At 66.2% G+C, this 23,293-nt stretch carries 20 protein-coding genes; 17 read left to right on the top strand and 3 right to left on the bottom strand.

What is annotated here, in order from left to right:
• Positions 1-19 precede the first annotated feature (19 nt).
• From ACYZGB_RS12595 to ACYZGB_RS12540, 12 genes are all read left to right on the top strand, one after another.
• Positions 20-901: a dienelactone hydrolase family protein gene (locus tag ACYZGB_RS12595; protein WP_462388671.1), complete on the top strand. Its 882-nt coding sequence runs from the start codon at positions 20-22 to the stop codon at positions 899-901.
• Positions 898-1,413 carry a DinB family protein gene (locus ACYZGB_RS12590; RefSeq protein ID WP_462388669.1) on the top strand — a complete coding sequence of 172 codons (516 nt, stop codon included), beginning with the start codon at positions 898-900 and terminating at the stop codon, positions 1,411-1,413. The genes ACYZGB_RS12595 and ACYZGB_RS12590 overlap by 4 nt, the downstream gene beginning before the upstream one ends.
• Positions 1,410-2,195 (top strand): enoyl-CoA hydratase/isomerase family protein, encoded by a 786-nt coding sequence (locus ACYZGB_RS12585; protein ID WP_462388667.1) that lies wholly within the window; start codon positions 1,410-1,412, stop codon positions 2,193-2,195. The genes ACYZGB_RS12590 and ACYZGB_RS12585 overlap by 4 nt, the downstream gene beginning before the upstream one ends.
• 20 nt (positions 2,196-2,215) lie before the next feature.
• A complete protein-coding gene (locus ACYZGB_RS12580; RefSeq protein WP_462388666.1) occupies positions 2,216-2,935 on the top strand; it encodes a DUF4126 domain-containing protein in 720 nt (239 codons plus the stop codon).
• A complete protein-coding gene (locus ACYZGB_RS12575; RefSeq protein WP_462388665.1) occupies positions 2,936-4,963 on the top strand; it encodes an acetyl/propionyl/methylcrotonyl-CoA carboxylase subunit alpha in 2,028 nt (675 codons plus the stop codon).
• Between the two features lie 63 nt (positions 4,964-5,026).
• Positions 5,027-5,947 carry a 2-hydroxyacid dehydrogenase gene (locus tag ACYZGB_RS12570; RefSeq protein ID WP_462388663.1) on the top strand — a complete coding sequence of 307 codons (921 nt, stop codon included), beginning with the start codon at positions 5,027-5,029 and terminating at the stop codon, positions 5,945-5,947.
• 30 nt (positions 5,948-5,977) lie between these two features.
• Complete coding sequence (locus ACYZGB_RS12565) at positions 5,978-6,892, top strand: hydroxymethylglutaryl-CoA lyase (RefSeq protein WP_462388662.1); 915 nt, start codon at positions 5,978-5,980, stop codon at positions 6,890-6,892.
• Positions 6,893-6,919: 27 nt separating this feature from the next.
• Positions 6,920-7,429, top strand: a complete 510-nt coding sequence (locus tag ACYZGB_RS12560; RefSeq protein ID WP_462388661.1) for a YbaK/EbsC family protein — start codon at positions 6,920-6,922, stop codon at positions 7,427-7,429.
• A complete protein-coding gene (locus ACYZGB_RS12555; protein ID WP_462388659.1) occupies positions 7,426-7,683 on the top strand; it encodes a DUF1289 domain-containing protein in 258 nt (85 codons plus the stop codon). The genes ACYZGB_RS12560 and ACYZGB_RS12555 overlap by 4 nt, the downstream gene beginning before the upstream one ends.
• Positions 7,684-7,830: 147 nt before the next feature.
• A complete protein-coding gene (locus ACYZGB_RS12550; RefSeq protein WP_462388657.1) occupies positions 7,831-8,484 on the top strand; it encodes a 2-hydroxychromene-2-carboxylate isomerase in 654 nt (217 codons plus the stop codon).
• A 173-nt stretch (positions 8,485-8,657) separates the two neighbouring features.
• A complete protein-coding gene (locus ACYZGB_RS12545) occupies positions 8,658-10,319 on the top strand; it encodes an MFS transporter (RefSeq protein ID WP_462388655.1) in 1,662 nt (553 codons plus the stop codon).
• Between the two features lie 194 nt (positions 10,320-10,513).
• Positions 10,514-10,723 (top strand): hypothetical protein, encoded by a 210-nt coding sequence (locus ACYZGB_RS12540; protein ID WP_462388653.1) that lies wholly within the window; start codon positions 10,514-10,516, stop codon positions 10,721-10,723.
• Positions 10,724-10,877: 154 nt separating this feature from the next.
• Here the strand turns inward: ACYZGB_RS12540 and ACYZGB_RS12535 are convergent, their stop codons facing one another.
• Both ACYZGB_RS12535 and ACYZGB_RS12530 read right to left on the bottom strand, forming a co-directional pair.
• A complete protein-coding gene (locus ACYZGB_RS12535) occupies positions 10,878-11,978 on the bottom strand; it encodes an ABC transporter substrate-binding protein (RefSeq protein ID WP_462388652.1) in 1,101 nt (366 codons plus the stop codon).
• Positions 11,979-12,116: 138 nt separating this feature from the next.
• Entirely contained in the window at positions 12,117-13,232 is a 1,116-nt protein-coding gene (locus ACYZGB_RS12530; protein WP_462388650.1) for an ABC transporter substrate-binding protein, read from the bottom strand.
• A gap of 227 nt (positions 13,233-13,459) precedes the next feature.
• On the opposite strand from ACYZGB_RS12530, the gene uvrA reads away from it, so the two are divergent.
• The 3 genes from uvrA (at position 13,460) to ACYZGB_RS12515 (ending at position 20,589) form a co-directional block, all read left to right on the top strand.
• Positions 13,460-19,333 (top strand): excinuclease ABC subunit UvrA, encoded by a 5,874-nt coding sequence (gene uvrA / locus ACYZGB_RS12525; protein ID WP_462388649.1) that lies wholly within the window; start codon positions 13,460-13,462, stop codon positions 19,331-19,333.
• Positions 19,334-19,483: 150 nt separating this feature from the next.
• Positions 19,484-19,990, top strand: coding sequence for a hypothetical protein (locus tag ACYZGB_RS12520; protein ID WP_462388648.1), 507 nt, complete (start codon positions 19,484-19,486; stop codon positions 19,988-19,990).
• A gap of 251 nt (positions 19,991-20,241) precedes the next feature.
• Positions 20,242-20,589 (top strand): hypothetical protein, encoded by a 348-nt coding sequence (locus ACYZGB_RS12515; protein WP_462388647.1) that lies wholly within the window; start codon positions 20,242-20,244, stop codon positions 20,587-20,589.
• Between the two features lie 42 nt (positions 20,590-20,631).
• On the opposite strand, the gene ctlX is transcribed toward ACYZGB_RS12515, so the two are convergent.
• Positions 20,632-21,591, bottom strand: a complete 960-nt coding sequence (gene ctlX / locus ACYZGB_RS12510) for a citrulline utilization hydrolase CtlX (protein ID WP_462388646.1) — start codon at positions 21,589-21,591, stop codon at positions 20,632-20,634.
• A 137-nt stretch (positions 21,592-21,728) separates the two neighbouring features.
• On the opposite strand from ctlX, the gene ACYZGB_RS12505 reads away from it, so the two are divergent.
• Together ACYZGB_RS12505 and ACYZGB_RS12500 are read left to right on the top strand one after the other, a co-directional pair.
• A complete protein-coding gene (locus ACYZGB_RS12505) occupies positions 21,729-22,160 on the top strand; it encodes an Lrp/AsnC family transcriptional regulator (protein ID WP_056057905.1) in 432 nt (143 codons plus the stop codon).
• 140 nt (positions 22,161-22,300) lie between these two features.
• Positions 22,301-23,263: a tripartite tricarboxylate transporter substrate binding protein gene (locus ACYZGB_RS12500; protein ID WP_462388644.1), complete on the top strand. Its 963-nt coding sequence runs from the start codon at positions 22,301-22,303 to the stop codon at positions 23,261-23,263.
• Positions 23,264-23,293 lie beyond the last annotated feature (30 nt).

Genomic DNA, 23,293 nt, shown 5'->3' with positions numbered 1-23,293 from the left:
CGGTCTCCAGCACACCGCCATGCTCGCCGTATTCCTTCGTCGCATGTTGCCCGCTGCTGCCCTCGGGTGGGTTGCTGTGGGCGCCATGGCCGCACCCGCGTTGCAGCGCGTGGAGCTGCCGCCGCTGCCCTCCGGCGTGGTGCTGCGCGCGCACTGGCTGCCCGCAGAGGGCGCGGAGCGTCGCCCGGCTGTGCTTGCGCTGCATGGCTGTGGTGGGCTGTATGCCCGGAGCGGTGGTCTGGCCGCACGCTATCGCGAGACGGCCGACCGGCTGCACGCCGCAGGCTACGCCGTGTTGATGCCCGACAGCTTCGGTTCGCGCGGCCTGCGTGACATCTGCCAGACCCGTTACCGCGATCGCAGCGTGGACGTGGCACAGCGTGTGCAGGACGCGCGTGCGGCGCTGGCCTGGCTGGCGGCCCAGCCGCAGGTGGACACGCGCAGCATCGGAGTGCTGGGCTGGTCCAATGGTGCGACCACTGCATTGAACTTGCTGGAGCACCGCCGCACCCACCCCGAGCCTGGCGAGCCCGCCATCGCCGGGGCCGCCGTTTTCTACCCCGGCTGTGGCCCGCTGGCCAAGCGCCAGGCGGCGCTGGAGACTGTTCCGCTGCTGATGCTGCTGGGCGCTCTGGACGACTGGACACCTGCCCAGCCCTGCGTGGAATTTGCGCGCAGTCTGCAGGCGCGCGGCGGTGGCGATGACATCACGGTGCAGGTCTACGAAGGCAGCTACCACGGCTTTGACGGCACGACCCCGGTGCGCCTGCGTGCGGATGTGCCCAACGGCACCTCCTCACAGGGCGTGCACCAGGGCGGCAACCCCGAAGCACGTGCCAAGTCATTGGCCGCTCTCGATGTTTTCTGGAGCCGGGTGCTGACCACCCGCACTGCGCCATGAGCCCAAGCTGGACGGCGCACTTCGAGCTGCTAGCAGGCTACAACGTGTGGGCCACGGCGCGCTTGCTGGGCGCCGTGGGTGCGCTGCCCGATGCGGACTACCGGCGTGATGTGGGGCTGTACTTCAAAAGCATCCATGGCACGCTCAACCATCTGCTTGTGGGCGAGCAGCTGCTGTGGTTCGTGCGGTTTGCCGAAGGCCGCTCACCCACGGTGACGCTGGACGCCGAGGTGGAGCCCGACCGTGCTCAGCTGGACACCCGCCTGCGCGAGGGGGCTGCCCGCTGGGCGCCGCTGATTGCGTCCTTCTCGCCCGACCGCTGGGGCGGCACGCTGGACTACACCACCATGCGCGGCACGGCGGCATCGCTGCCGTTTGCGGCCACCCTGGCCCATGTGTTCAACCACGGAACACACCACCGGGGGCAGCTCACTGCCGCATTGACTGCCCTGGGTCAGCCCAGTCCCGAGCTGGATCTTGTCTACTTCTTGCAAAACCCGTCCAAGCCATGAACAGCCAGAACCTTTCCATCACCCAGTCCGGCGCAGTGGCGCGCATCGCGCTCACCCAGCCCGAGGTGCGCAATGCCTTCAGCGATGAGGTCATCGCCGAGATGACCGCCGCCTTCACAGACGTGGGCGGTCGCCCCGATGTGCGCGCCGTGGTGTTGGCTGCAGAGGGCCCCGCCTTTTGCGCGGGAGCCAACCTCAACTGGATGCGCCGCATGGCCGACTACACGCGCGATGAGAATATCGCCGACGCGGGCAAGCTGGCCGAGATGCTGCGCGTGATCTATGAATGCCCCAAGCCCACGGTGGCCCGCGTGCAGGGCGATGTGTACGCTGGCGGCATGGGCCTGGTCGCCGCGTGCGACATGGCTGTGGCGGTGGACACCGCAGGCTTTTGCCTCAGCGAAGTGAAGCTGGGGCTCATCCCCGCCACCATCAGCCCCTATGTGATCCGTGCCATGGGCGCGCGGGCTGCGCACCGCTACTTCCTGACGGCCGAGCGCTTTGATGCGTTTGATGCGCTGCGCATCGGCTTCGTGCACGAGGTGGTAGCAGCCGACCAGCTCGACGCCAAGGTGGATGAACTGCTCAAGGCCCTTACCAGCGCGAGCCCCAACGCCGTGCGAGCCTGCAAGAAGCTGGTGCTTCAAGTCGCCGAGCGCGAAATCAACGCGGACCTGATCGCCGCCACCGTGCAGGGCATTGCCGACATCCGCGCCAGCGATGAAGGCAAGGAAGGCGTGCAGTCCTTCCTGAATAAGCGCAAGCCCAACTGGTTGGGCTGATTGCGCGGTACCTACAGGCCATGGATACCCTCTGGTTCAACATCGTGCAGTGGCTCCACACGCTGGGGTTGCATGTGGACGGCGGCACCGCGCGCGCCGTGGGCGATGCTGCGGCCACGGCGACTGCCCAACTCGACATGCCCAGCCTGCTGGCCCTGGCCGCCGCCCTGGGCTGGGCCAGCGGCTTTCGTTTGTATGCCGTGGTGTTCCTGGTCGGCATGATGGGCGTGCTGGGCTGGATGCCACTGCCACCCGGCCTGGCCATGCTGCAGCACCCACTGGTGCTGATGGTCAGCGGCTTCATGCTGCTGGTGGAGTTTTTTGCCGACAAGGTGCCCTGGGTAGACAGCGCCTGGGACGCCGTGCACGCCTTCATCCGTGTGCCCGCGGGCGCGGCCCTGGCGTACGGAGTGTTTGGCGCCGACAACGCCACCATGGCTGTGGTGGCGGGGTTGCTGGGGGGCTCGCTCTCTGCGACGGCCCTGGCCACCAAGATGACCACGCGGGCCGCCGTGAATACCTCGCCCGAGCCGTTTTCCAACTGGGGGCTGTCGTTCTTTGAAGACGGGCTGGTAGTCGCCGTGGTGTGGCTGGCCACGCAGTACCCGGTGGCGTTTGGTGTGGCGCTGGTGGTGATGGTGGCCGTGTCGGTGCTGCTGCTGGTGGTGCTGTTCAAGTTTCTGCGCGCCGTGGTGCGGCGCCTTTCCTCTTTCTTTTCTGGTTCTGCCAAGGTGGCGTAAATGTTTACAAAAATCCTGATTGCCAATCGCGGTGAGATCGCTTGCCGTGTCGCCGCCACGGCCCAGCGCCTGGGCGTGAAGACCGTCGCCGTGTATTCCGACGCCGACGCCAACGCCAAACATGTCGCCGTGTGCGACGAGGCCGTGCACATTGGCGGCAGTGCGCCCAAGGACAGCTACCTGCGCTGGGAGCGCATCATCGAGGCAGCCAAATCCACAGGCGCACAGGCCATCCACCCCGGCTACGGCTTCCTGAGCGAGAACGAAGACTTCGCACAGGCTTGCGCGGCGGCCGGCTTGGTGTTCATTGGCCCACCCGCTTCGGCCATCAAGGACATGGGGCTCAAGGCTGAGTCCAAACAGCTCATGGAAAAGGCCGGTGTGCCCTTGGTGCCCGGCTACCACGGCAGCGACCAGGACCCGGCCCTGCTGCAGCGCGAGGCCGACCGCATTGGCTACCCCGTTCTCATCAAGGCCAGCGCGGGCGGCGGTGGCAAGGGCATGCGCGCGGTGGACAAGAGCGAGGACTTCGCCGCCGCGCTCGAATCCTGCAAGCGCGAGGCCATCAACAGCTTTGGCGACGATGCGGTGCTGGTCGAAAAATACGTGCAGCGCCCCCGCCACATCGAGATCCAGGTGTTTGGCGATACGCATGGCAACTGCGTCTACCTGTTCGAGCGCGACTGCTCCGTGCAGCGCCGCCACCAGAAGGTGCTGGAAGAAGCCCCCGCCCCCGGCATGACGCCTGCGCTGCGTGCACAGATGGGCGAGGCCGCCGTGGCCGCCGCCAAGGCGGTGAACTACGTGGGCGCAGGCACGGTGGAGTTCATCGTGGAGCAGCCCGGCGGCTACGAGCGGCCCGACCAGATGAAGTTCTACTTCATGGAGATGAACACCCGCCTGCAGGTGGAACACCCGGTGACCGAGGCCATCACCGGCCTGGACCTGGTGGAGTGGCAGCTGCGTGTGGCCTCGGGCGAGCCGCTGCCGCTGCAGCAGCAAGACCTGCGCATCACCGGCCATGCCATCGAAGCCCGTATCTGCGCCGAGAACCCCGACAACAACTTCTTGCCCGCCACCGGCGCGCTCAACGTGTATGCGCTGCCCGATTGCGTGACGTTTGAACGCGGCGCGGTGCGCGTCGATTCCGGCGTGCGCCAGGGCGATGCGATCAGTCCGTTCTACGACTCCATGGTGGCCAAGCTCATCGTGCATGGCGACACGCGCGAACAGGCGTTGGCGCGGCTCGATGAAGCGCTGGCGCAGACCCACATCGTGGGCCTGGCGACCAACGTGCAGTTTTTGCGCCGCGTGGCGCGCACCGAGGCATTTGCCAGCGCCCAGCTCGACACCGCGCTCATCCCGCGCGAGCAGGCCGTGCTGTTCCACCAGGAGCCGGTGGGCTTGCCGTTGGCCGCTGCCGCTGCGGTGGCGCAAACGCTGCTGAAGGAGCGCGCCAGCGAAGGCGTGGACCCGTTCAGCCGCCGCGACGGCTTCCACACCCATGGCGTGGTGCAGCGCCGCTTTGAGTTCGAGTTTGGCGGCGAGCATGCCAAGGCCTGGCTCACGTACGAGCGCGGTGGCAGTTTGCATCTGGCCGTGGGCGAGGGTGGAACCGCCGTGGCCGGGCCGCTGGTGTTTGCCGCACAGGCCGATGGCATCGAGCTGCAGTTTGCTGGCCAGCGCACCCGCGCCGCCGTGTATGCGCAGGGCGAGGTGGACCATGTCTTTACCCCGCGTGGCGCCACGCAGATCACCGCCATCGACCTGCTGGCCCACGCGGGCGAGGTCGCGGCCGAAGGCGGGCGCCTGACGGCCCCCATGCCCGGCAAGGTGGTGTCGTTTGCCGTGAAGGCGGGCGACCAAGTGGCCAAGGGCCAGCCGCTGGCGGTGATGGAAGCCATGAAGATGGAGCACACCATTGCCGCACCGGCCGATGGTGTGGTGCAGGAGCTGCTCTACGCGCCCGGTGACCAGGTGACTGAGGGAGCCGAACTGCTCAAGCTGGCGGCCGCCGAGAAGGCATGAGCTTGGCGGGGGCACCCCGCGCGTGACAGCGCGCAGGGTGCAATGCCGTTACCCTAAGCCGCCATGAAAATCACCTTTTGCTGTACCGACACCAAGGCCGAACCCTGGCTGCAGGGCCTGGCCGCCGCGCTGCCCGGCGCTGATATTTCCGTTTGGCAACCCGGCGCACCGCAGGCCGATTGCGCCGTGGTCTGGGTGCCGCCCCAGCAGTTCATGGACGAGCAGCCGGGGCTCAAGGCCCTGTTCAACATCGGTGCGGGCGTGGATGCGTTGCTCAAGCTGCGCCTGCCACCGGGCGCGCTGGTGGTGCGGCTGGATGACGCGGGCATGGCCGTGCAGATGGCCGAGTACGTGTGCCACGCAGTCATCCGCCACTTCCGCGAGTTCGATGGCTACGAGGCCGACATGGCGGCGGGCCGCTGGGGCTACCGCAAGCCGCGCCTGCGCAGCGACTACCCCATCGGCGTGATGGGGCTGGGTGTGCTGGGCGAACGGGTGGCCAAGGCGCTTGCGCAGTTCGACTTCCCCATCAACGGCTGGAGCCGCAGCCCCAAGGCCATCGAGGGCGTGCGGGCCTTCAGCGGGGCAGAGCAGTTCAACGACTTCCTGGCCGCGAGCCGGGTGCTGGTCAACCTGCTTCCGCTCACGCCCGAGACGGCCGACGTGATCAACAAGGACACGCTGGCCCGCCTGCAGCCCGGCGCCTACGTGATCAACGTAGCGCGCGGCGCGCACCTAGTGGACGAAGACCTGCTGGCCGCCATCGCCAGCGGCCATGTGGCGGGCGCCACGCTGGATGTGTTCCGCACCGAGCCGCTGCCCGCAGGCCACGCGTTCTGGAACCAGCCGCGCATCACCCTCACCCCCCACACCTCGGCGCGCACGCTACGCGACGAGAGCATTGCCCAGATTGCGCGCAAGATCGCCGCGCTGCAGCGGGGCGAGGCCGTGGCGGGCATTGTCAACCCGGCGCGGGGGTATTGAACCCGCGCCTTTTTTTGTATCAGGATTCCCATGACCTCCTCCATCCCCCCCCGCGTGCGCCTCATTGATGTGGGCCCCCGCGACGGCCTGCAGAATGAAAAGACGCCGGTGCCTGCCGCTGTCAAGATCGAGCTGGTGCACCGCCTGCAGCAGGCGGGCCTGCAAGAGATCGAGGTCACCAGCTACGTGAGTCCGAAGTGGGTGCCGCAGATGGCTGACAACCATGAGGTGATGGAAGGCATCACGCGCCAGAGCGGTGTGGCGTATTCGGTGCTCACGCCCAATCTCAAGGGCTTTGAGGCGGCCGTGCTGGATAAACCCGACGAGATCGTCGTCTTCGGCTCCGCCAGCGAGGCTTTCAGCCAGCGCAACATCAACTGCAGCATTGCTGAAAGCATCGAGCGTTTTGCGCCCGTGGTGCAGGCCGCGCTGGCCGCTGGCATCCGCGTGCGCGGCGCCATGAGCTGCACCGTGGGCTGCCCGTACGAAGGCGACATTGCCCCCGAGCGCGTGGCCTACCTCGCGGGCCTGCTTAAAGGCATTGGCGTGCAGCGCGTGGACGTGGCCGACACCATCGGCGTGGGCACTCCGCGCAAGGTGCAGAAGGCGCTGGAGGCCACGCTGCAGCACTTTGGCATCGACGAGGTGTCGGGCCACTTCCACGACACCTACGGCCAGGCGCTGTCCAACACGCTGGCTGCGCTGGAGCTGGGCGTGTGGAACTACCAGTCATCTGTGGCCGGGCTGGGCGGCTGCCCCTATGCCAAGGGCGCCACGGGCAATGTGGCCACCGAAGACGTGGTCTATATGCTGCAGGGCATGGGCATAGAGACGGGCATTGACCTTGATAAGCTCATCGATGCAGGGGCCTACATCAGTGGCTTCCTGGACCGCAAACCCAATTCCCGGGCGGCCAATGCGCTGCTCACCAAACGCGCCGGGTGAACCCGCCGGGCGCAGGAGAAAACAACCGTGTGTGGAGCTGAAGTGAAAAACCTGCCCGAGGGCGTGCAGCGCGTGGCTGCGGCGCTCGAATCCCTGGGCCACCCCCACCGCCCGCAGATGCTGGACGACGCTGCGCGCACCGCGCAGCAGGCGGCCGATGCGCTGGGCATCGCCGTGGGGCAGATCGCCAAGAGCATCATCTTCCGCCGCAAGAGCGACGATGTGGCCGTGCTGGTGGTCACCTCGGGCGACCGGCGTGTGGACGAAAAAAAGGTCGAGGCCCATGTGGGCGGCAAGATCGGCCGGGCCGACGCCGACTTCGTGAAAAGCCGCACGGGCTTTTCCATCGGCGGTGTGTCGCCCGTGGCGCACGCCACGCCGCCCGTCACGCTCATCGACCAGGACCTGCTGCGCTTTGAGGTGGTGTGGGCGGCCGCAGGGCACCCACATGGCGTGTTTGCGCTGCACCCCAGCGACCTGCAGCGGCTGACGGGCGCCCCGGTGGTGGATGTGGTCCAGGCCCCGGTGGTGGTATGAATGCTATTGATTTGCTAGCTGCTAAGGCAATTCAGTTGCGCGCAGACGGCCATTTTGATCATGAAAATGCTGAGCCGGTGCCCTCGCCCTGCATCTCGGTGTGCCGCATGTCGCTCGATCGCAGCCACTGCGAAGGCTGCTTTCGCACGCTGGACGAGATCCGCCTCTGGTCGCGCGCCGATGGCAGCCTACGCCGGGGCATCTGGGAGCAGTTGCTGGGCCGCGCAGGCATCCGCCCTGAGGCACACCCTTGAGCGGCGGCGCCGCTTCCCCCCGCTCTCGCGTGGCAGCGCAATGCGGGCAGGGGAGGGGGACGCAGCCAGCGCGGCGCGGCTGCCTTCGCCCGGGCCGCGCCCGTTTTATGCACGGTGGGTCGCCGTGCAATGACATGGAGAGCTGACATGAAGCACATCACCTTCTACCTGGACTTTGTCTCGCCCTACGCGTGGCTGGCGTTTGAACGCCTGCCCGAGGCGCTGGAGGGCCTGAGCTACAGCGTGGCCTACCAGCCGGTGCTGCTGGGCGCGTTGCTGCAGCAGCATGCCAACCCCGGCCCGGCGGGCATTGCACCCAAGCGCGACTGGACCTACCGCCACGTGACCTGGCTGGGCCACGCGCAGGGCACGCCGCTGCAAATGCCCGCGCGCCACCCGTTCAGCCCGCTGCCGCTGCTGCGCCAGGCGCTGGCCTGCAGCGACGATGGCTCCATCAACCGCTTTGTGGCGGGCACCGTGCTACGCCATGTGTGGCAGGGCGGGCACGACGCGCTGGATGCCGAGCGCCTGGCCGTGCTGGCGACCGAGCTGAGCGAGCAGATCCGCCCGGGGCAGGACACGCACAGCGACGGCCCCAAGGCGCTGCTGCGCGCCAACACCGAGGCCGCGCAGGCGGCGGGTGTGTTTGGCGTGCCCGCATTTGTGGTGGACGGCAAGATTTTCTGGGGGCTCGACAGCCTGCCCATGCTGCGCGCCTACCTGGATGGAGACGCATGGTTTGATGGCCCGGACTGGAATGCTGTCAGCCAGCTCCCATCGGGTTTACCCGCGAAGTCCTGAGCTGTTTCCGGATGCTGAAAGGGGTGCTGCGGGTTTCACCCTAAGTTGTCAGAGAGCGGTCAGTTTGATGAAAGCTCTTGTTGGTTTCGCGTCAGAGCGTGGTCAGTGCAATCTCCAAGAATGCGTACAGCCCGCCGCAGTGCGGTCTGAATAACCAACAGGAGACATTCACCATGGCTACAGTCCATCCCGCACCGCGGCCGATGACGCCCGAAGAGAGGAAGGTTATCTTCGCTTCGTCGCTCGGCACTGTTTTCGAGTGGTACGACTTTTACCTCTACGGCTCGCTCGCGGCCATCATCGCCAAGCAGTTCTTCAGCGGTCTGGATGCCGGCTCGGCCTTCATCTTCGCGCTGCTGGCGTTTGCGGCGGGCTTCATCGTCCGTCCGTTCGGCGCCATCTTCTTCGGCCGCCTGGGCGACATGATCGGCCGCAAGTACACCTTCCTGGTGACCATCCTGATCATGGGCTTGTCCACCTTCATCGTGGGTATCCTGCCGACCTATGCGTCGATTGGTGTGGCCGCTCCCATCATCCTGATCGTGCTGCGCCTGCTGCAGGGCCTGGCCCTGGGCGGTGAGTACGGCGGCGCTGCCACCTATGTGGCCGAGCATGCCCCGCACGGCAAACGCGGCGCCTACACCGCCTGGATCCAGACCACGGCCACGCTGGGTCTTTTCCTGTCGCTGATGGTGATCCTGGGCACCCGCACCGTCATCGGTGAAGAGGCCTTTGCCGACTGGGGCTGGCGCGTGCCGTTCATCGTGTCGATCGTGCTGCTGGCCATCTCGGTGTGGATCCGCCTGGCCATGAACGAATCGCCCGCATTCCAGAAGATGAAGGCCGAGGGCAAGACCTCCAAGGCCCCCCTGAAGGAATCCTTCGGCGAGTGGAAGAACCTCAAGATCGTGATCCTGGCTTTGGTGGGCCTGACGGCTGGCCAGGCCGTGGTGTGGTACTCGGGCCAGTTCTACGCACTGTTCTTCCTGACGCAGGCACTGAAGGTCGATGGCGCTACCGCCAACATCTTTGTGGCCATCTCGCTGCTGATTGGTACGCCCTTCTTCATCCTGTTCGGTTCGCTGTCGGACAAGATCGGCCGCAAGCCCATCATCCTGGCTGGCTGCCTGCTGGCTGCGCTGACCTACTTCCCCGTGTTCGGTGCCCTGACCAAGGCGGCCAACCCCGCGCTGGCTGAAGCCCAGGCCAAGAACAAGGTCGTGGTGGTTGCTGACGCCAACGAGTGCTCGTTCCAGTTCAACCCCACTGGCACCGTCAAGTTCACCAGCTCGTGCGACATCGCCAAGCAGGTGCTGGCCGCCGCTTCGGTGAGCTACGAAAACGCCCCCGCTGCGGCAGGCGCCCCCGCCGTGATCAAGATCGGTGAGACCTCCATCACCGGTTACACCAGCAAGGGCCTGCCCGCTGACGAAGCCAAGAAGAAGGACGGCGAGTTCAAGAAGGCCGTGGCCGATGCGCTCAAGGCCGCTGGCTACCCCACCAAGGCAGACCCCGCCCGCATCGACAAGGTCATGGTCATCGCGATCCTGGTCTACCTGGTGCTGCTGGTGACCATGGTGTACGGCCCCATCGCCGCCATGCTGGTGGAAATGTTCCCCACCCGCATCCGCTACACGTCCATGTCCCTGCCGTACCACATCGGTAACGGCTGGTTCGGCGGCCTGCTGCCCACCACGGCGTTTGCCATCGTGGCCCAGACCGGCAACATGTACAACGGCCTGTGGTACCCCATCATCATCGCCGGTGCCACGGTGGTGATTGGTGGCCTGTTCATCAAGGAAACCAAGGACGTGGACATCTACGCCAACGACTGATCCGTGATGGCCGACCGGTGACCCTGCGGGGTTGCCGGTCGGCACCCACCGGTGTGCAGGGCCCAACCCGCAAGGGGCGGGCCCTGTGTTCCATCAAGGGGCTTGGGCTGCGCACCAGTACAACCGATAACCCTGCGCGACTGCCAGGCCCCTTGATTGAACAAACCCATTCCCAAGGACCCAAGGAGATTTTTATGTGGAAGATTGTTGTTGGCTTCGTTCTGTTTGCAGCGCTGTCGATGTACGTGATCATCGTGGCGGGCGACAAGGCCGACATGGGCGGTGAAAAACACGGCGCCGATGCAGTGCATGCGCCAGAGGCTCCTGCCAGTGCGGCCGCACCCGCACCTGCTGCCGTTGTGGCTCCTGCTGCTGCGCCTGCCGCTCCAGCCAGCGCCCAGTAAGCGTTCAACCTTGTGGCCTGCAGGCGCCGCTAGGGCGCCCCGCCACCTGTGGTGGTGCGATGCAAAAAAGCCCGGTGCGTCAGCCCCGGGCTTTCTTTTTTGGGTGCTGCTGCGCCAAGCGCCAGCGGCCTCCGCGCTTCAGTGCTCCTGCGGCTCAGCGCTTGAAGCGGCCGTCACTGCCAATGATGGACAGATCGGCAAACACCAGGCCACTGTGGTCGGTGGGGCTGTAGCTCAGCTCCACCCCGCCCAGATCCCATTTCTTGATGCTCTCCAGCCCGGCGTGCAGCTTGGCGCGGTCAGGCTTGGGGCCTGCGCGCTTGATGCCTTCCAGCAGCACCTTGGCGCTCACAAAACCCTCCACCATGGCGGGGGTGAGGTCGGAAATGTTCTTGGCCCGTGCCAGCTCCATCGCCTCCTTGACGACGGGGTAGTTGAGCGAGCGCTCAGACGGATAAACCTGCGTGACGACCACGCCCCGGGCCTGGTCGCCCAGCAGTTTCACGAAGCCGCCCGAGGCATTGTTGGACAGGGTGACGATCTGCCCGGTGACACCTGCAGCACGCAGTGCCTTGATGCCCTCTACCACCGCCGCCCCGGTGCCAATGGAGACCACGGCCTGCGGCTGCTTTTGCGCCACCCGGGGCGCGATCGCGCTGTAGTCGGGCTTGGCGCGGTCAAACTTCTCGATAAAAAGCGCGTCCAGCTGGTTGGTCTTGAAGCCGGATAGCGCTCCCGCGAGGCCGTCAGCACCAAAGGTGTCGTCCACATGCACCACACCAATGCGCTTGATGCCCAGGGTGTTGAGGTGGGTGATGGCCTTTTCCACCTCGCGCTGGTAGGGGGCCCGCACGTTGAAGATGTACTTGGGCACGGGCTGGTGCAGCACCATGGCCCCGGTGGAGGGGCCCACCAGCGGCACGCCGTGCTGCTCCAGCAGCGGCATGATGCCCTGCGTGTGGGGTGTGCCGCGTGTCATGAACAGGCCGATCACGCCCTTTTCTTCGATCAGCGTCTTGGTGTTCTGCAGTGTGAGCTTGGGGGCGAACTTGTCGTCCAGCGAAATCACTTCGACCTTCTGACCGCCCACGCCGCCTTTGGCATTGACGTGGTCGATGTACAGGGCCGCGCCCTGCATGGATTCGGCGACCGCTGCGGCGGCCGAGCCGGTGATGCCGACGGTCTGGCCTATGAGCAGCCAGGCGTGCGTGGTGCCGATCCCGAGGGCGATAAACAGGGGCAGAGCGTGCTGCACCGGCCCACAGTCTTCATGGGTTGTCTCTTGCTTATGGAGTGCCAGAGTGTAGGCAAGGCCATCGGCGGAGCAACTGAAAAAAGTGTAGATGGCGGGGTCTGGCAGCGCCCCATGAAGGTGCTGCCAAACCTGGGGGTGTCACCGCCTAAACTTACCGTCCGTGCCGATGATGGACAGGTCCGCGAAGTCCAGCCCCGTGTGGTCGTCGGGGCCGTAGCTCACCTCCAGGCCGCCCAGGTCTAGCTTCTTGATGGTCTCCAGCGCGGCATGGATCTTGTCGCGACCGGGTTTGGGGCCCGCGCGTTTGAGGCCTTCTACCAGCACCTTGGCGGCAGCAAAGCCTTCCAGCGTGGCGGGGCTGATTTCCGTCAGGCCCTTGGCCTTGGCCAGCTCCTGGGCCTCCTTGACCATGGGGTAGGTCACGGCGCGTTCGTTGGGGTAGACCTGGGTCACGATCACTCCGCGCGCGTTGGCGCCCAGGCTCTTGATAAAGCCGCCCGAGGCGTTGTTGGAGAGCGTCACGACCTGTGCAGCAGAGCCTGCGGTACGGAACGCATTGCTGGCCTCCACCACCGTCGATCCCGAGGCGATGATCAGCACGGATTGGGTGTCTGCCTTGGCAATCTTGGCGGCGATGGGGGAGAAATCTGGCTTGGCTCGGTCGAACTTTTCCAGCACCACAGGCTTGAGCTTGGCGCCCGCAAGGCCCTTTTGTGCGCCCGCGACGCCGTCGGCGCCAAAGCTGTCGTCTGCATACACCACGGCAATACGCGTCATGCCCATGGAGGCCAGGTGGGTCATGGCCTTCTCGGCTTCACGCTGGTAGGTGGCCCGCACATTGAAGATGTACTTGCGCACTGGTTGGTGCAGCACCATGGCGCCCGTGGAGGGCGCCACCAGCGCCACCCCGTGTTTTTCGAGCAGCGGAATGATGGCCTCGGTGTGCGGCGTGCCGCGAGTAAGGAACATGGCCACTACGTTCTGCTCCTCGATCAGCTTGCGCGCGTTTTCGGCAGCCAGCTTGGGGTCGAACTTGTCGTCGAGTGAGGTGAGCTCAATCTTCTGGCCGTTCACACCGCCCTTGGCGTTAATAGCGTCGATGTACAGCCGGGCACCGTCTGTGGTCTCTTTCACCCCGGCTGCCACCTGGCCGGAGAACCCGGCAGTCTGGCCGATCAGGATCTGGGCGTGGGAGGTGCCGCCCACGGAAAGGGCCAGTGCCAGGCCAGCCCACAGTGTTTGCCATTGCTTCATCGCTGTTTCCTTTTGCTGGTGTCTTGTTGTCGGTGCGAAGGAAGCAGTCTATACGGAGGCCCTCCGGGCGCCAAATAGGGTTGTCCAGGCGAAACACCCTTTGCTGTGTGGGTTTTTGTGCGTTGTCAAACCCCGTCGCACTGCCTTGCGGGGGTAATCGCCTGGCGCACGCGCCGTGCACCGGGCGTCCCTAGAATGTTTTGCCTCACCCCAGAAAGACCGCCTCCATGACCCAGGGACAGATCCGCATCCGTGGCGCACGCCAGCACAACCTCAAGAACCTGGACCTGGACATCCGCACCGGTGAACTCACGGTGGTGACCGGCCCCAGCGGCTCGGGCAAATCCAGCCTGGTGTTTGACACGCTGTACGCCGAGGGCCAGCGCCGGTATGTGGAGACCTTCAGCGCCTATGCGCGCCAGTTCCTGGATCGCATGGACAAGCCCGCCGTGGACAAGGTCGAGGGCGTGCCCCCGGCCATTGCCATCGACCAGACCAACCCAGTGCGCTCCAGCCGCTCCACCGTGGGCACGATGACGGAGCTGAACGACCACCTCAAGCTGCTGTTTGCGCGCGCGGGCCAGCTCTTTGACAAGCAGACCGCACAGCCGGTGCGCCACGATTCACCCGAGACCATCTATGCCGAGCTGCAGCAGCGCAGTGCCGAGGCGGGCGACCCGCGCATCGTGTTGACCTTCCCGGTCGAACTGCCTGCCAACACCTCGGCCGAACAGGTCGAACAATGGCTGTCCGCCAGCGGTTTCACCAAGGTGCAGGCCGAGCGCGAGGTGGCCACACCCACCGGCCCGCGCAAGGTGCTGGATGTGGTGGCCGACCGCTTTCGGCTGGGCAATGCCGAGAAGGCGCGGGTGATCGAGGCGATTGAGGTGGCGCTCAAGCGCGGCACAGGGCGACTCAACGTGTATCGGCTGGTAGATGAAGGGGAACCGGAGTTGTGGCGTTTCTCCACCGGCCTGCACTGCCCCGACAGCGACCTGCGCTACAGCGATCCCATTCCGTCTGCCTTCTCGTTCAACTCCGCCGTGGGCGCGTGCGACAGCTGCCGGGGTTTTGGCCGTGTGATCGGCGTGGACTACGGCCTGGTCATCCCCAACGACAAGCTCACGCTTCGTGCTGGTGCCATCAAGACCATCCAGACCCCCGCATGGCAAGAGGCGCAGGACGACCTCATGCGCCACGCCGAGGCCGCAGGCATCCCGCGCGACACGCCCTGGTACAAGCTCACCGACGACCAGAAGAAATGGGTGATCGGCGGCGCCCCTGGCTACAAGGACGGCCAGTGGAGCAAGCAGTGGTATGGCATCAAGCGCTTTTTTGAGTACCTGGAGAGCAAGGCCTACAAGATGCACATCCGCGTGCTCTTGTCCAAGTACCGCAGCTACACGCCATGCCCCACCTGCGCGGGTGCGCGCCTCAAGACCGAGAGCCTGCTCTGGCGCATCGGCCGCAAGGAAGACGCCGATGCGGTGCTGGAACCCGCCAAGCGCTTCATGCCCGAAGGCGTGCAATGGTCGCGTGAACTATTGGAGGCCCTGCCAGGCCTGTGCCTGCACGACCTGATGCTGCTGCCCATCGACCGCCTGCGCCAGTTCTTTGCGCGCATGCAATTGCCGGTGGGCGACGATGCCAAGGGCGGCGACGCGCAAGCGCTCAAGCTGTTGCACGAAGAAATCACCACACGCCTGCAGTACCTGTGCGACGTGGGCATTGGCTACCTCACGCTCGACCGGCAAAGCCGCACGCTGAGCGGTGGCGAGGTGCAGCGCATCAACCTCACCACGGCCCTCGGCACCTCGCTGGTCAACACGCTCTTCGTGCTCGACGAGCCCAGCATCGGCCTGCACCCGCGCGACATGCACCGCATCACCGAGGCCATGCTGCGCCTGCGCGACGCGGGCAACACCCTGGTGGTGGTGGAGCACGACCCGGCCGTGATGCTCGCGGCCGACCGCATGATCGACATGGGGCCCGGGCCGGGCCGTTTGGGTGGGCAGATCGTGTTCGACGGCACCACGGCGGATTTGCGCAAGGCCGACACGCTCACCGGCGCTTACCTGGGCGGCCGCAAGCATGTGGGCTTCGGCTTCAAGCGCATGGTGACGGAATCGACCCCGCGCCTCATCCTGGAGGGCGCGCGTGAGCACAACCTGCAGAACGTGTCGGTCGAGTTTCCGCTGCAGCGCCTGGTCACCGTGACGGGCGTGAGCGGCTCGGGCAAGTCGAGCCTGATCCAGGACGTGCTGGCCCCGGCACTGCTGCGCCACTTCGGCAAGGCCACCGACACGCCGGGCGCGCACGACCGCATGCTGGGCGCGGACCACCTGTCGGACGTGGTGTTTGTGGACCAGTCGCCCATCGGCAAGACGGCGCGCTCCAACCCCGTGAGCTATGTGGGGGCATGGGACAGCATCCGCGAGCTGTATGCGGTGGCCCCGCTGTCCAAGCAGCGCAGCTACACCGCCAGCAAGTTCAGCTTCAACAGCGGCGACGGGCGCTGCCCGACCTGTGGGGGCTCGGGCTTCGAGCATGTGGAGATGCAGTTCCTGAGTGACGTGTACCTGCGCTGCCCGGATTGCGACGGCAAGCGCTACCGGCCCGAGATTCTGGAAATCACCATCGAACGCGGTGGCCGCAGCCTCAACGTGGCAGACGTGTTGGCCCTCACGGTGGCTGAGGCGGCCGACCTGTTTGCCAATGACCGCGATGTGATCCGCGCGCTGCAGCCCATCGTCGATGTGGGGCTCGAATACGTGGCGCTGGGCCAGCCTGTGCCGACCCTGTCGGGCGGTGAGGCGCAGCGGCTCAAGCTGGCCGGTTTTCTTGCGGAAGCGGCTCGCGTTCAGAGCAAGTCGCGCCAGGCCGTAGCGCGCAAGGGCACGCTGTTCCTGTTCGACGAGCCCACCACCGGCCTGCACTTTGACGACATCGCCAAACTCATGCGCGCGCTGCGCAAGCTCATCGACGCGGAGCACTCGCTCATCGTCATCGAGCACAACCTGGACGTGATCCGCGCGAGCGATTGGCTCATCGATCTGGGCCCCGAGGGCGGCTACGCGGGGGGCCTCATCGTTGCCGAGGGCACGCCCGAGGACGTGCGGCAGCACGCCACCTCGCACACCGGGCAGGCGCTGCGCGACTACGAGCTGGCGCTGGGCGTGGGCGGCCACTCGGTGCACGAAAAAGCTGCGGCGCTACGAAAAAAGGAGCTGCTTGGGCAAGAGGGGCGAGCGCAGGAGGCCAAAAATGCCATTGAAATCGTCAACGCCAAGGAGCACAACCTCAAGAACCTGAGCGTGGACATCCCGCGCGGCAAGTTCAACGTGGTGACGGGCGTGAGTGGCTCGGGCAAGTCCACGCTGGCGTTTGACATCCTGTTCAACGAAGGTCAGCGGCGGTACCTTGAATCGCTCAACGCCTATGCGCGGTCCATCGTGCAGCCCGCCGGCCGGCCCGAGGTGGATGCCGTGTATGGCATCCCGCCCACCGTCGCCATCGAGCAGCGCCTCTCGCGCGGCGGGCGCAAGTCCACCGTGGGCACGACCACCGAGGTGTGGCACTTCCTGCGCCTGCTGTACGTCAAGCTCGGCACGCAGCACTGCGTGAAGGACGGCGCCGCCGTGCAGCCGCAGACGCCCGACAGCATCGCCGCGCAATTGCTGAAGAACTTCCGGGGCCAGCACATTGGCCTGCTCGCGCCGCTGGTGATGAACCGCAAGGGCGTGTACACCGAACTGGCTGACTGGGCGCGTCCGCGCGGCTACACGCACCTGCGGGTGGATGGCAACTTCTTGCCCACCACGAACTTCCCGCGCATCGACCGCTTCAAGGAACACACCATCGAGCTGCCTGTGGCCAGCCTCGATGTGTCGCCCGAGAACGAAGCGGCTTTGCGCACCGCGCTGGCCGACGCACTTACGCACGGCAAGGGCGTGGTGCATGTGCTCAGTGGCATCACCGGCCTGCGCGAGGCCATGGAGGGCGGCCAGCCCACGGCGGGCATTGGTACGCTGCAGGCCTTCTCCACCAAACGCGCCTGCCCGGTGTGCGCCACCAGCTATGCCGAGCTGGACCCGCGCCTGTTCTCGTACAACAGCAAACACGGCTGGTGCCCCGACTGCGTGGGCACCGGTGTCAAGCTCACCAAAGACCAGCGCAAGGTGTTTGACGACTCGGTGCAGGACGACAAGGAAAAAGGCCGTGAGCAGACTTTTGCCGAGCCCGAGGTGGAAGACCTGGCCGATACGGCTTGCCCGAGCTGCAGTGGCACGCGGCTGAATGCCACGGCCCGTGCGGTCAGATTTGCAGGCGTAGGCATCACCGACATTGCCGCGCTGTCCGTGACCGATGTGCGCCGCTGGATCGAGACCCTGCGCATTGAAGGCGGCATGACCCAGCGCGAGGCCGACATCGCCCGCGACCTGGTGCCCGAGATCCAGAGTCGCCTCGAATTTCTGGAAGAAGTGGGCCTGGGCTACCTCACGCTGGACCGAGGCGCGCCCACGCTCAGCGGTGGCGAGGCCCAGCGCATCCGCCTGGCCGCGCAGCTGGGCAGCAACCTGCAGGGCGTGTGCTACGTGCTCGACGAGCCCACCATCGGCCTGCATGCGCGCGACAACCAGATTTTGCTCAACGCTCTGCACAAGCTGGGCGACAAGGGCAACACGCTGGTGGTGGTGGAGCACGACGAGGACACCATCCGCCGTGCCGAACACATCATCGACATTGGCCCCAGCGCGGGCAAACGCGGCGGGCGCTTGGTGGCGCAGGGCAGCGTGGCCGACATCACGGGCGCCGAAGATTCGCAAACCGGCCGCTACCTGCTGCATGCCATGAAGCACCCGCTGCAACTGCGCCGCAGCATGTCGGCCACCGAGGTGAGCGCTGAGGCCACAGCCGCCTTTGCACAGGCCGAGGCGGCAGCGCCCACCGGTCGGCAGAGTGCGGCCGTCAAGAAGCGCGCGGCGCAGGCTGCATCGCTGGCCGCTGACGCCCTCAATGAAGCCAAGGAGCGCGCTGCCATGCGCTGGCTCACCGTGTATGGCGCGCAGCTGCACAACCTGCAGAACGTGACGGCCACCGTGCCGCTGCACCGCCTGGTGGCGGTGACGGGCGTGAGCGGCTCGGGCAAGTCCACCCTGGCGCGTGACGTGCTGCTGGCCAACGTGCAGGCCTGGGTGCAGCAGCGCAGTACCAAGGCCGGGCGTGATGCCATGGATGCAGGCAAGGCGCCGCCGCTGGTGGGTTGCACGGGCCTGTCGGGCTTCGAGAGCATCGACCGTGTGCTCGAAGTGGACCAGACACCCATCGGCAAAACACCGCGTTCATGCCCCGCCACCTACATCGGCTTCTGGGACACCATCCGCAAGCTGTTTGCCGAAACACTGGAGGCCAAGGCACGCGGCTATGCGGCCGGGCGCTTCAGCTTCAACACCGGCGAAGGCCGCTGCCCCAGCTGCGAAGGCGCGGGCGTGCGCACCATCGAGATGAGTTTTTTGCCCGACGTGAAGGTGCCGTGCGAGACCTGCCACGGCGCGCGCTTCAACCCCGAAACGCTGGCCGTGACCTGGCGCGGCAAGAGCATTGGCGACGTGCTGCAGATGGAGGTGGACGAGGCCGTGGGCTTCTTCGCCACCATGCCCAGCATTGCGCACCCGCTGCAGCTGCTCAAGGACGTGGGCCTGGGCTACCTCACGCTGGGCCAGCCGTCGCCCACGCTGAGTGGTGGCGAGGCGCAGCGCATCAAGCTGGTCACCGAACTCACCAAGGTGCGCGACGAGGTCGGCCGCCGGGGCCAGAAGGCGCCGCACACGCTGTATGTGCTGGACGAGCCCACGGTGGGGCTGCACATGGCCGATGTGGACAAGCTCATCCGCGTGCTGCACCGCCTGGTGGATGGCGGCCACAGCGTGATCGTGATCGAGCACGACCTGGATGTGATCGCGGAAGCCGACTGGATTCTGGACCTGGGGCCGGAGGGCGGCAACGCGGGCGGGCGCATTGTGGCTGCAGCAACACCTGAGGACGTGGCGGCCGCAGGCACGCACACGGGCAAGGCGCTGGCACCGGTGCTGGCGCGCTGAGCTGCGCGGGGAGGGCGCACAGCCCCGTCGGACGCTGTCCTACGCGCAGCGCGGAACATGGCGCACGCGGCCTGCGGCATGGGCTTCCTACGATGGGTGGCAGGGGATTCGCTCCCCACTTTCCATCCACATCCAAGGACGCCCATCGCCATGAATACGCTCCATTTCCTCAAGACCTGTACCGCTCTCGCGGCCACCTCCGTGTTGCTGGTCGCCTGTGGCGGCGGCAATGACGACGACCCGACACCCAGCAACGAACCCGGTGTGCTCACGGTGAGCAGTGCCACCCTCGACGGGCTGAACGGCGTGTACGGGAACGGCGCGCTCAACCTCACCGAGGTGGACAAGAAGAACCCCATTGGCTCCACGCCGGAGCTGTGCACCTTCCGCTTTGACGGCGCCAACAAGGTGGGATCGTCCGCCACGGCCTTTGGCGACATCCGTTACCGCCCCGATGCCACCAGCCTGCACCAGGTGTTCCTGACCTTTGACGGTAAGGAATACGGCAGCGGCGAAGCGACTGACACCGCCGTGGTGCGCGAGAGCGATCAGGTGCGGTTCACCGGCAAGACGCTGACGGCCAGCGATGGCTCCGGCGCCACGCTGCGTGTGAGCGGCATCGTGCCGATGCGCCCCAACCGCCCCCTGGGCTGCTGAGTCCGCATTGCGACCTTCTCATTGCTTGTCTCCCTCCCCGGTCCTTCGGCCGGTTCAGCCCCTGTTGCGACCGCGGCAGGGGCTTTTTTACTGGCGCAAGAGCAGGGGGCAGGCCGCAGTCCTGTAGGTGGCTCCGCATGCGTAACGGCCGCATGGGCCGTGCGCTCTTGGAGCGCGCCGGGGTGCGCTGGCGGCACAATGCAGCGGTGCTTTTGCGGCGCAGTGGCCGCGTTGCACTCCGCACGTCGCCCATGCCCACACAACCCCCTGTCCCATCCACTGTGGTGTGGCTGCACCCCGAAGCACCGCCCAAGCCTGCCGAGGGCGCGCCCTGCAACGGCTGTGGCCTGTGTTGCCTGGCCGAGCCCTGTCCGCTGGGCGTGCTGGTCTCGCGTCGCCGCAAGGGCGCTTGCGTGGCGTTGCGCTGGAGCGGTACCGACCAGCGCTACTGGTGTGGCATGGTGGCCGACCCGGGTGGGGTGACGGGGCTCACCCAGCCCTGGGCGGTGCGTGCGATGTCGGCCTTGGCGCGACGCTGGATTGCGTCGGGCATTGGTTGTGATGCGCGGCTGGATGTGGAACCGCCCTCTGACGGGTAAGTATAGTTTGCTATTAAATATGTAGCTATAAAGGCATGTCCATCAGGCGGTGGTGGCACTTTTTTCTTGAAAAATGTCCCGCCGTGCCAGGTGGATGCCCGCCAGCATGCAGCGCACCGACCCACCCGCCAGCTCGATGGTGGGCACGGCCAAGGGCAGCAGCGTGGCGCTGCGGTTGATCACGGCCCTTTGGGCGGGCGACAGGCTGGCGGCCGCGCGCGTTGACATTGCTAGCACCCGGCCCTGGGTGCCCTGCAGCTCCAGCGCATTGCCTGCAAATTCGCCGATCTGCCAGGGGCTCAGCTCCACCAGCTCCCGCCCCGTTTCGCGCAGCCGCGCACGCACGGCGTTGCGCCGCGCGGGGTTGGTGATCAGGTGGAATCCACCCAGCGCAAAGTTGGTGCCCACGCACAGCATCACGTTGGTGTGGTAGCAGGCCCGGCCCTCGGTATCGGCCGTGGCAAAGGCCATGGGCTCGTAGTTGAAGTGGGTGCAAAAACGCTCCAGCGCCACCGGGTCGGCGCGGTTGGATTGCGCGGCGTAGGCGATGCGGTGGATGTGGTCGAGCACCATCGCGCCCGTGCCTTCCAGAAACATGCCGTCGGCCTCCAGGCCCGAGTAGTCGATCACGTCTTGCACGCGGTACTCGGCCTTGAGCAGTTCGATCACGTCGCTGCGCCGCTCGCGACGGCGGTTCTCGGCATACATGGGGTAGATGGCCACATGCCCGTCCACGTGGGTGGAGAACCAGTTGTTGGGGAACACCGCATCGGGCGTGTGGCGCTCGCCCCGGTCGTCGAACAGTTGCACGCGCACACCGGCGGCCTGCAGCGCCGCAGCGGCGGCAGTGACTTCGGCAAAGGCGCGGCGTGCAATGTCCTCGGCGGCCAGGCCCGTGGTGCGCGCCTGGAAGCTGTTGTCCCCAGCGGTTTCGGGGTTGGGGTGAAAGTGGTGGGGGCGCACCATCACGACGGCGCTGGGGGCTTGGGCTGAGGGGGGCATGGTGGGTGAGGGCACAGCAGGCAAGGGGCGTTGGAAGGGGGAAGGCCCCATTCTCTGAACAGTCTGCGCTATTCAATAGCGTCATGATTGTTCAAAATGCGCTAAAAGTTGCCGATTTGCCAATTGAAAGACCCACTATGACCAAGCTCGACGACACCGACCGCGAAATCATCAGCATCCTGCGCGCCGATGCGCGCACCCCGGTCGCCACGCTGGCGCAAAAGCTGCGCGTATCGCGCGGCACGGTGCAGAACCGCCTGCACAAGATGGAGGAGAGCGGCGTCATCACCGGCTACACCGTGCGCCTGCGGCCCGATTCGGAACCCCAGCGCATCCGCGCCTGGATGAGCATTGCGGTCGAAGGCAATGCCGCCCCCGCCGTGATCCGCGCGCTGCGCGGCGAGCCCACGGTGGGCACGCTGCACACCACCAATGGCCGTTGGGACATCGTGGCCGAGGTGCGCGCCGAGAGCCTGGAGGCGTTTGACGCGGCACTGGGCCGCATTCGCCTCACGCCCGGCATTGGCAACACCGAAACCAGCATCTTGTTGTCCACCTACAAGGCGTGATGCGGCCCCGGCGGTGCACCAGCGCAAGGGCTGCGCGCTGGCACCTGGGCGACATCGGCTAGGGGGTTTCCGCATGCTCTCTTTGTGCGGCCTGCAGTCCAATGGCGAAGTCTTTGTTTTTGCTTTTCAGGAGCCCCGCCATGCAACGTCGCCAGATCATCCAATGGGGAGCCGCCAGCCTCGCTGCCCCCGCATTTGCGGCGCAGGCCCAGAGCTTCCCGAACAAGCCCATCAAGCTGGTTATTGCGTTCCCGGCCGGTGGCCCCACCGACATCACCATGCGCGCGCTGGCCGACAACGCCAGCAAGATCCTGGGCCAGACCGTCATCGTGGAGAACAAGCCCGGCGCGGGCGGCACCTTGCCCGCGCAGACACTGCAAACCGTGCCCGCCGACGGCTACACCGTGGCGCAGATCCCGCTGGGCGTGTTCCGCCTGCCCTACACCACCAAGATCAACTGGGACCCGGTCAAGGACATCAGCTATGTGCTGAACGTCACCGGCTACGCGTTTGGCCTGGTGGTGCCTGCCGACTCCCCGCTCAAGACCTGGACGCACTTCGTGGCCTGGGCCAAGGCCAACCCCGGCAAGCTCAGCTACGGCTCCACCGGCACCATGACCAGCCCGCACCTGACGATGGAACTCATCGCCCAGCAGCTGGGCCTGGAGCTGCTGCACGTGCCCTACAAGGGCAGTGCCGACCTGATGCAGTCCATCCTGGGCGGGCAGATCATGGCGGCGGCCGACTCCACCGGTTTTGCTCCGCAGGTCGAGGCGGGCAAGCTGCGCGTGCTCAACACCTGGGGCGCCGAGCGCCTGGCCAAGTTCCCCGACGCACCCACGCTCAAGGAGCTAGGGCTGAACCTGGTGCAGAACTCGCCGTTCGGCATCGGCGCGCCCAAGGGCACGCCCGACGCGGTGGTCAAGCGCCTGCACGATGCCTTCAAGCAGGCGATGGAGCAGGAGAGCTACCGCACCGCTCTGGCGCGCTATGACATGGTGCCGATGTACATGAGCACGTCGGCCTACAAGAAGTTTGCGCAGGACACGTTCACGCGCGAGAAGGCGCTGGTGGAGAAACTGGGCTTGGCCAAACCTACCTGAGGCCACGCCCTTCGGAGGGCGCAATGCGTT

The organism is Acidovorax sp. Q11, from assembly GCF_054950075.1.
This window is presented reverse-complemented; position numbering and strand designations above follow the sequence as displayed.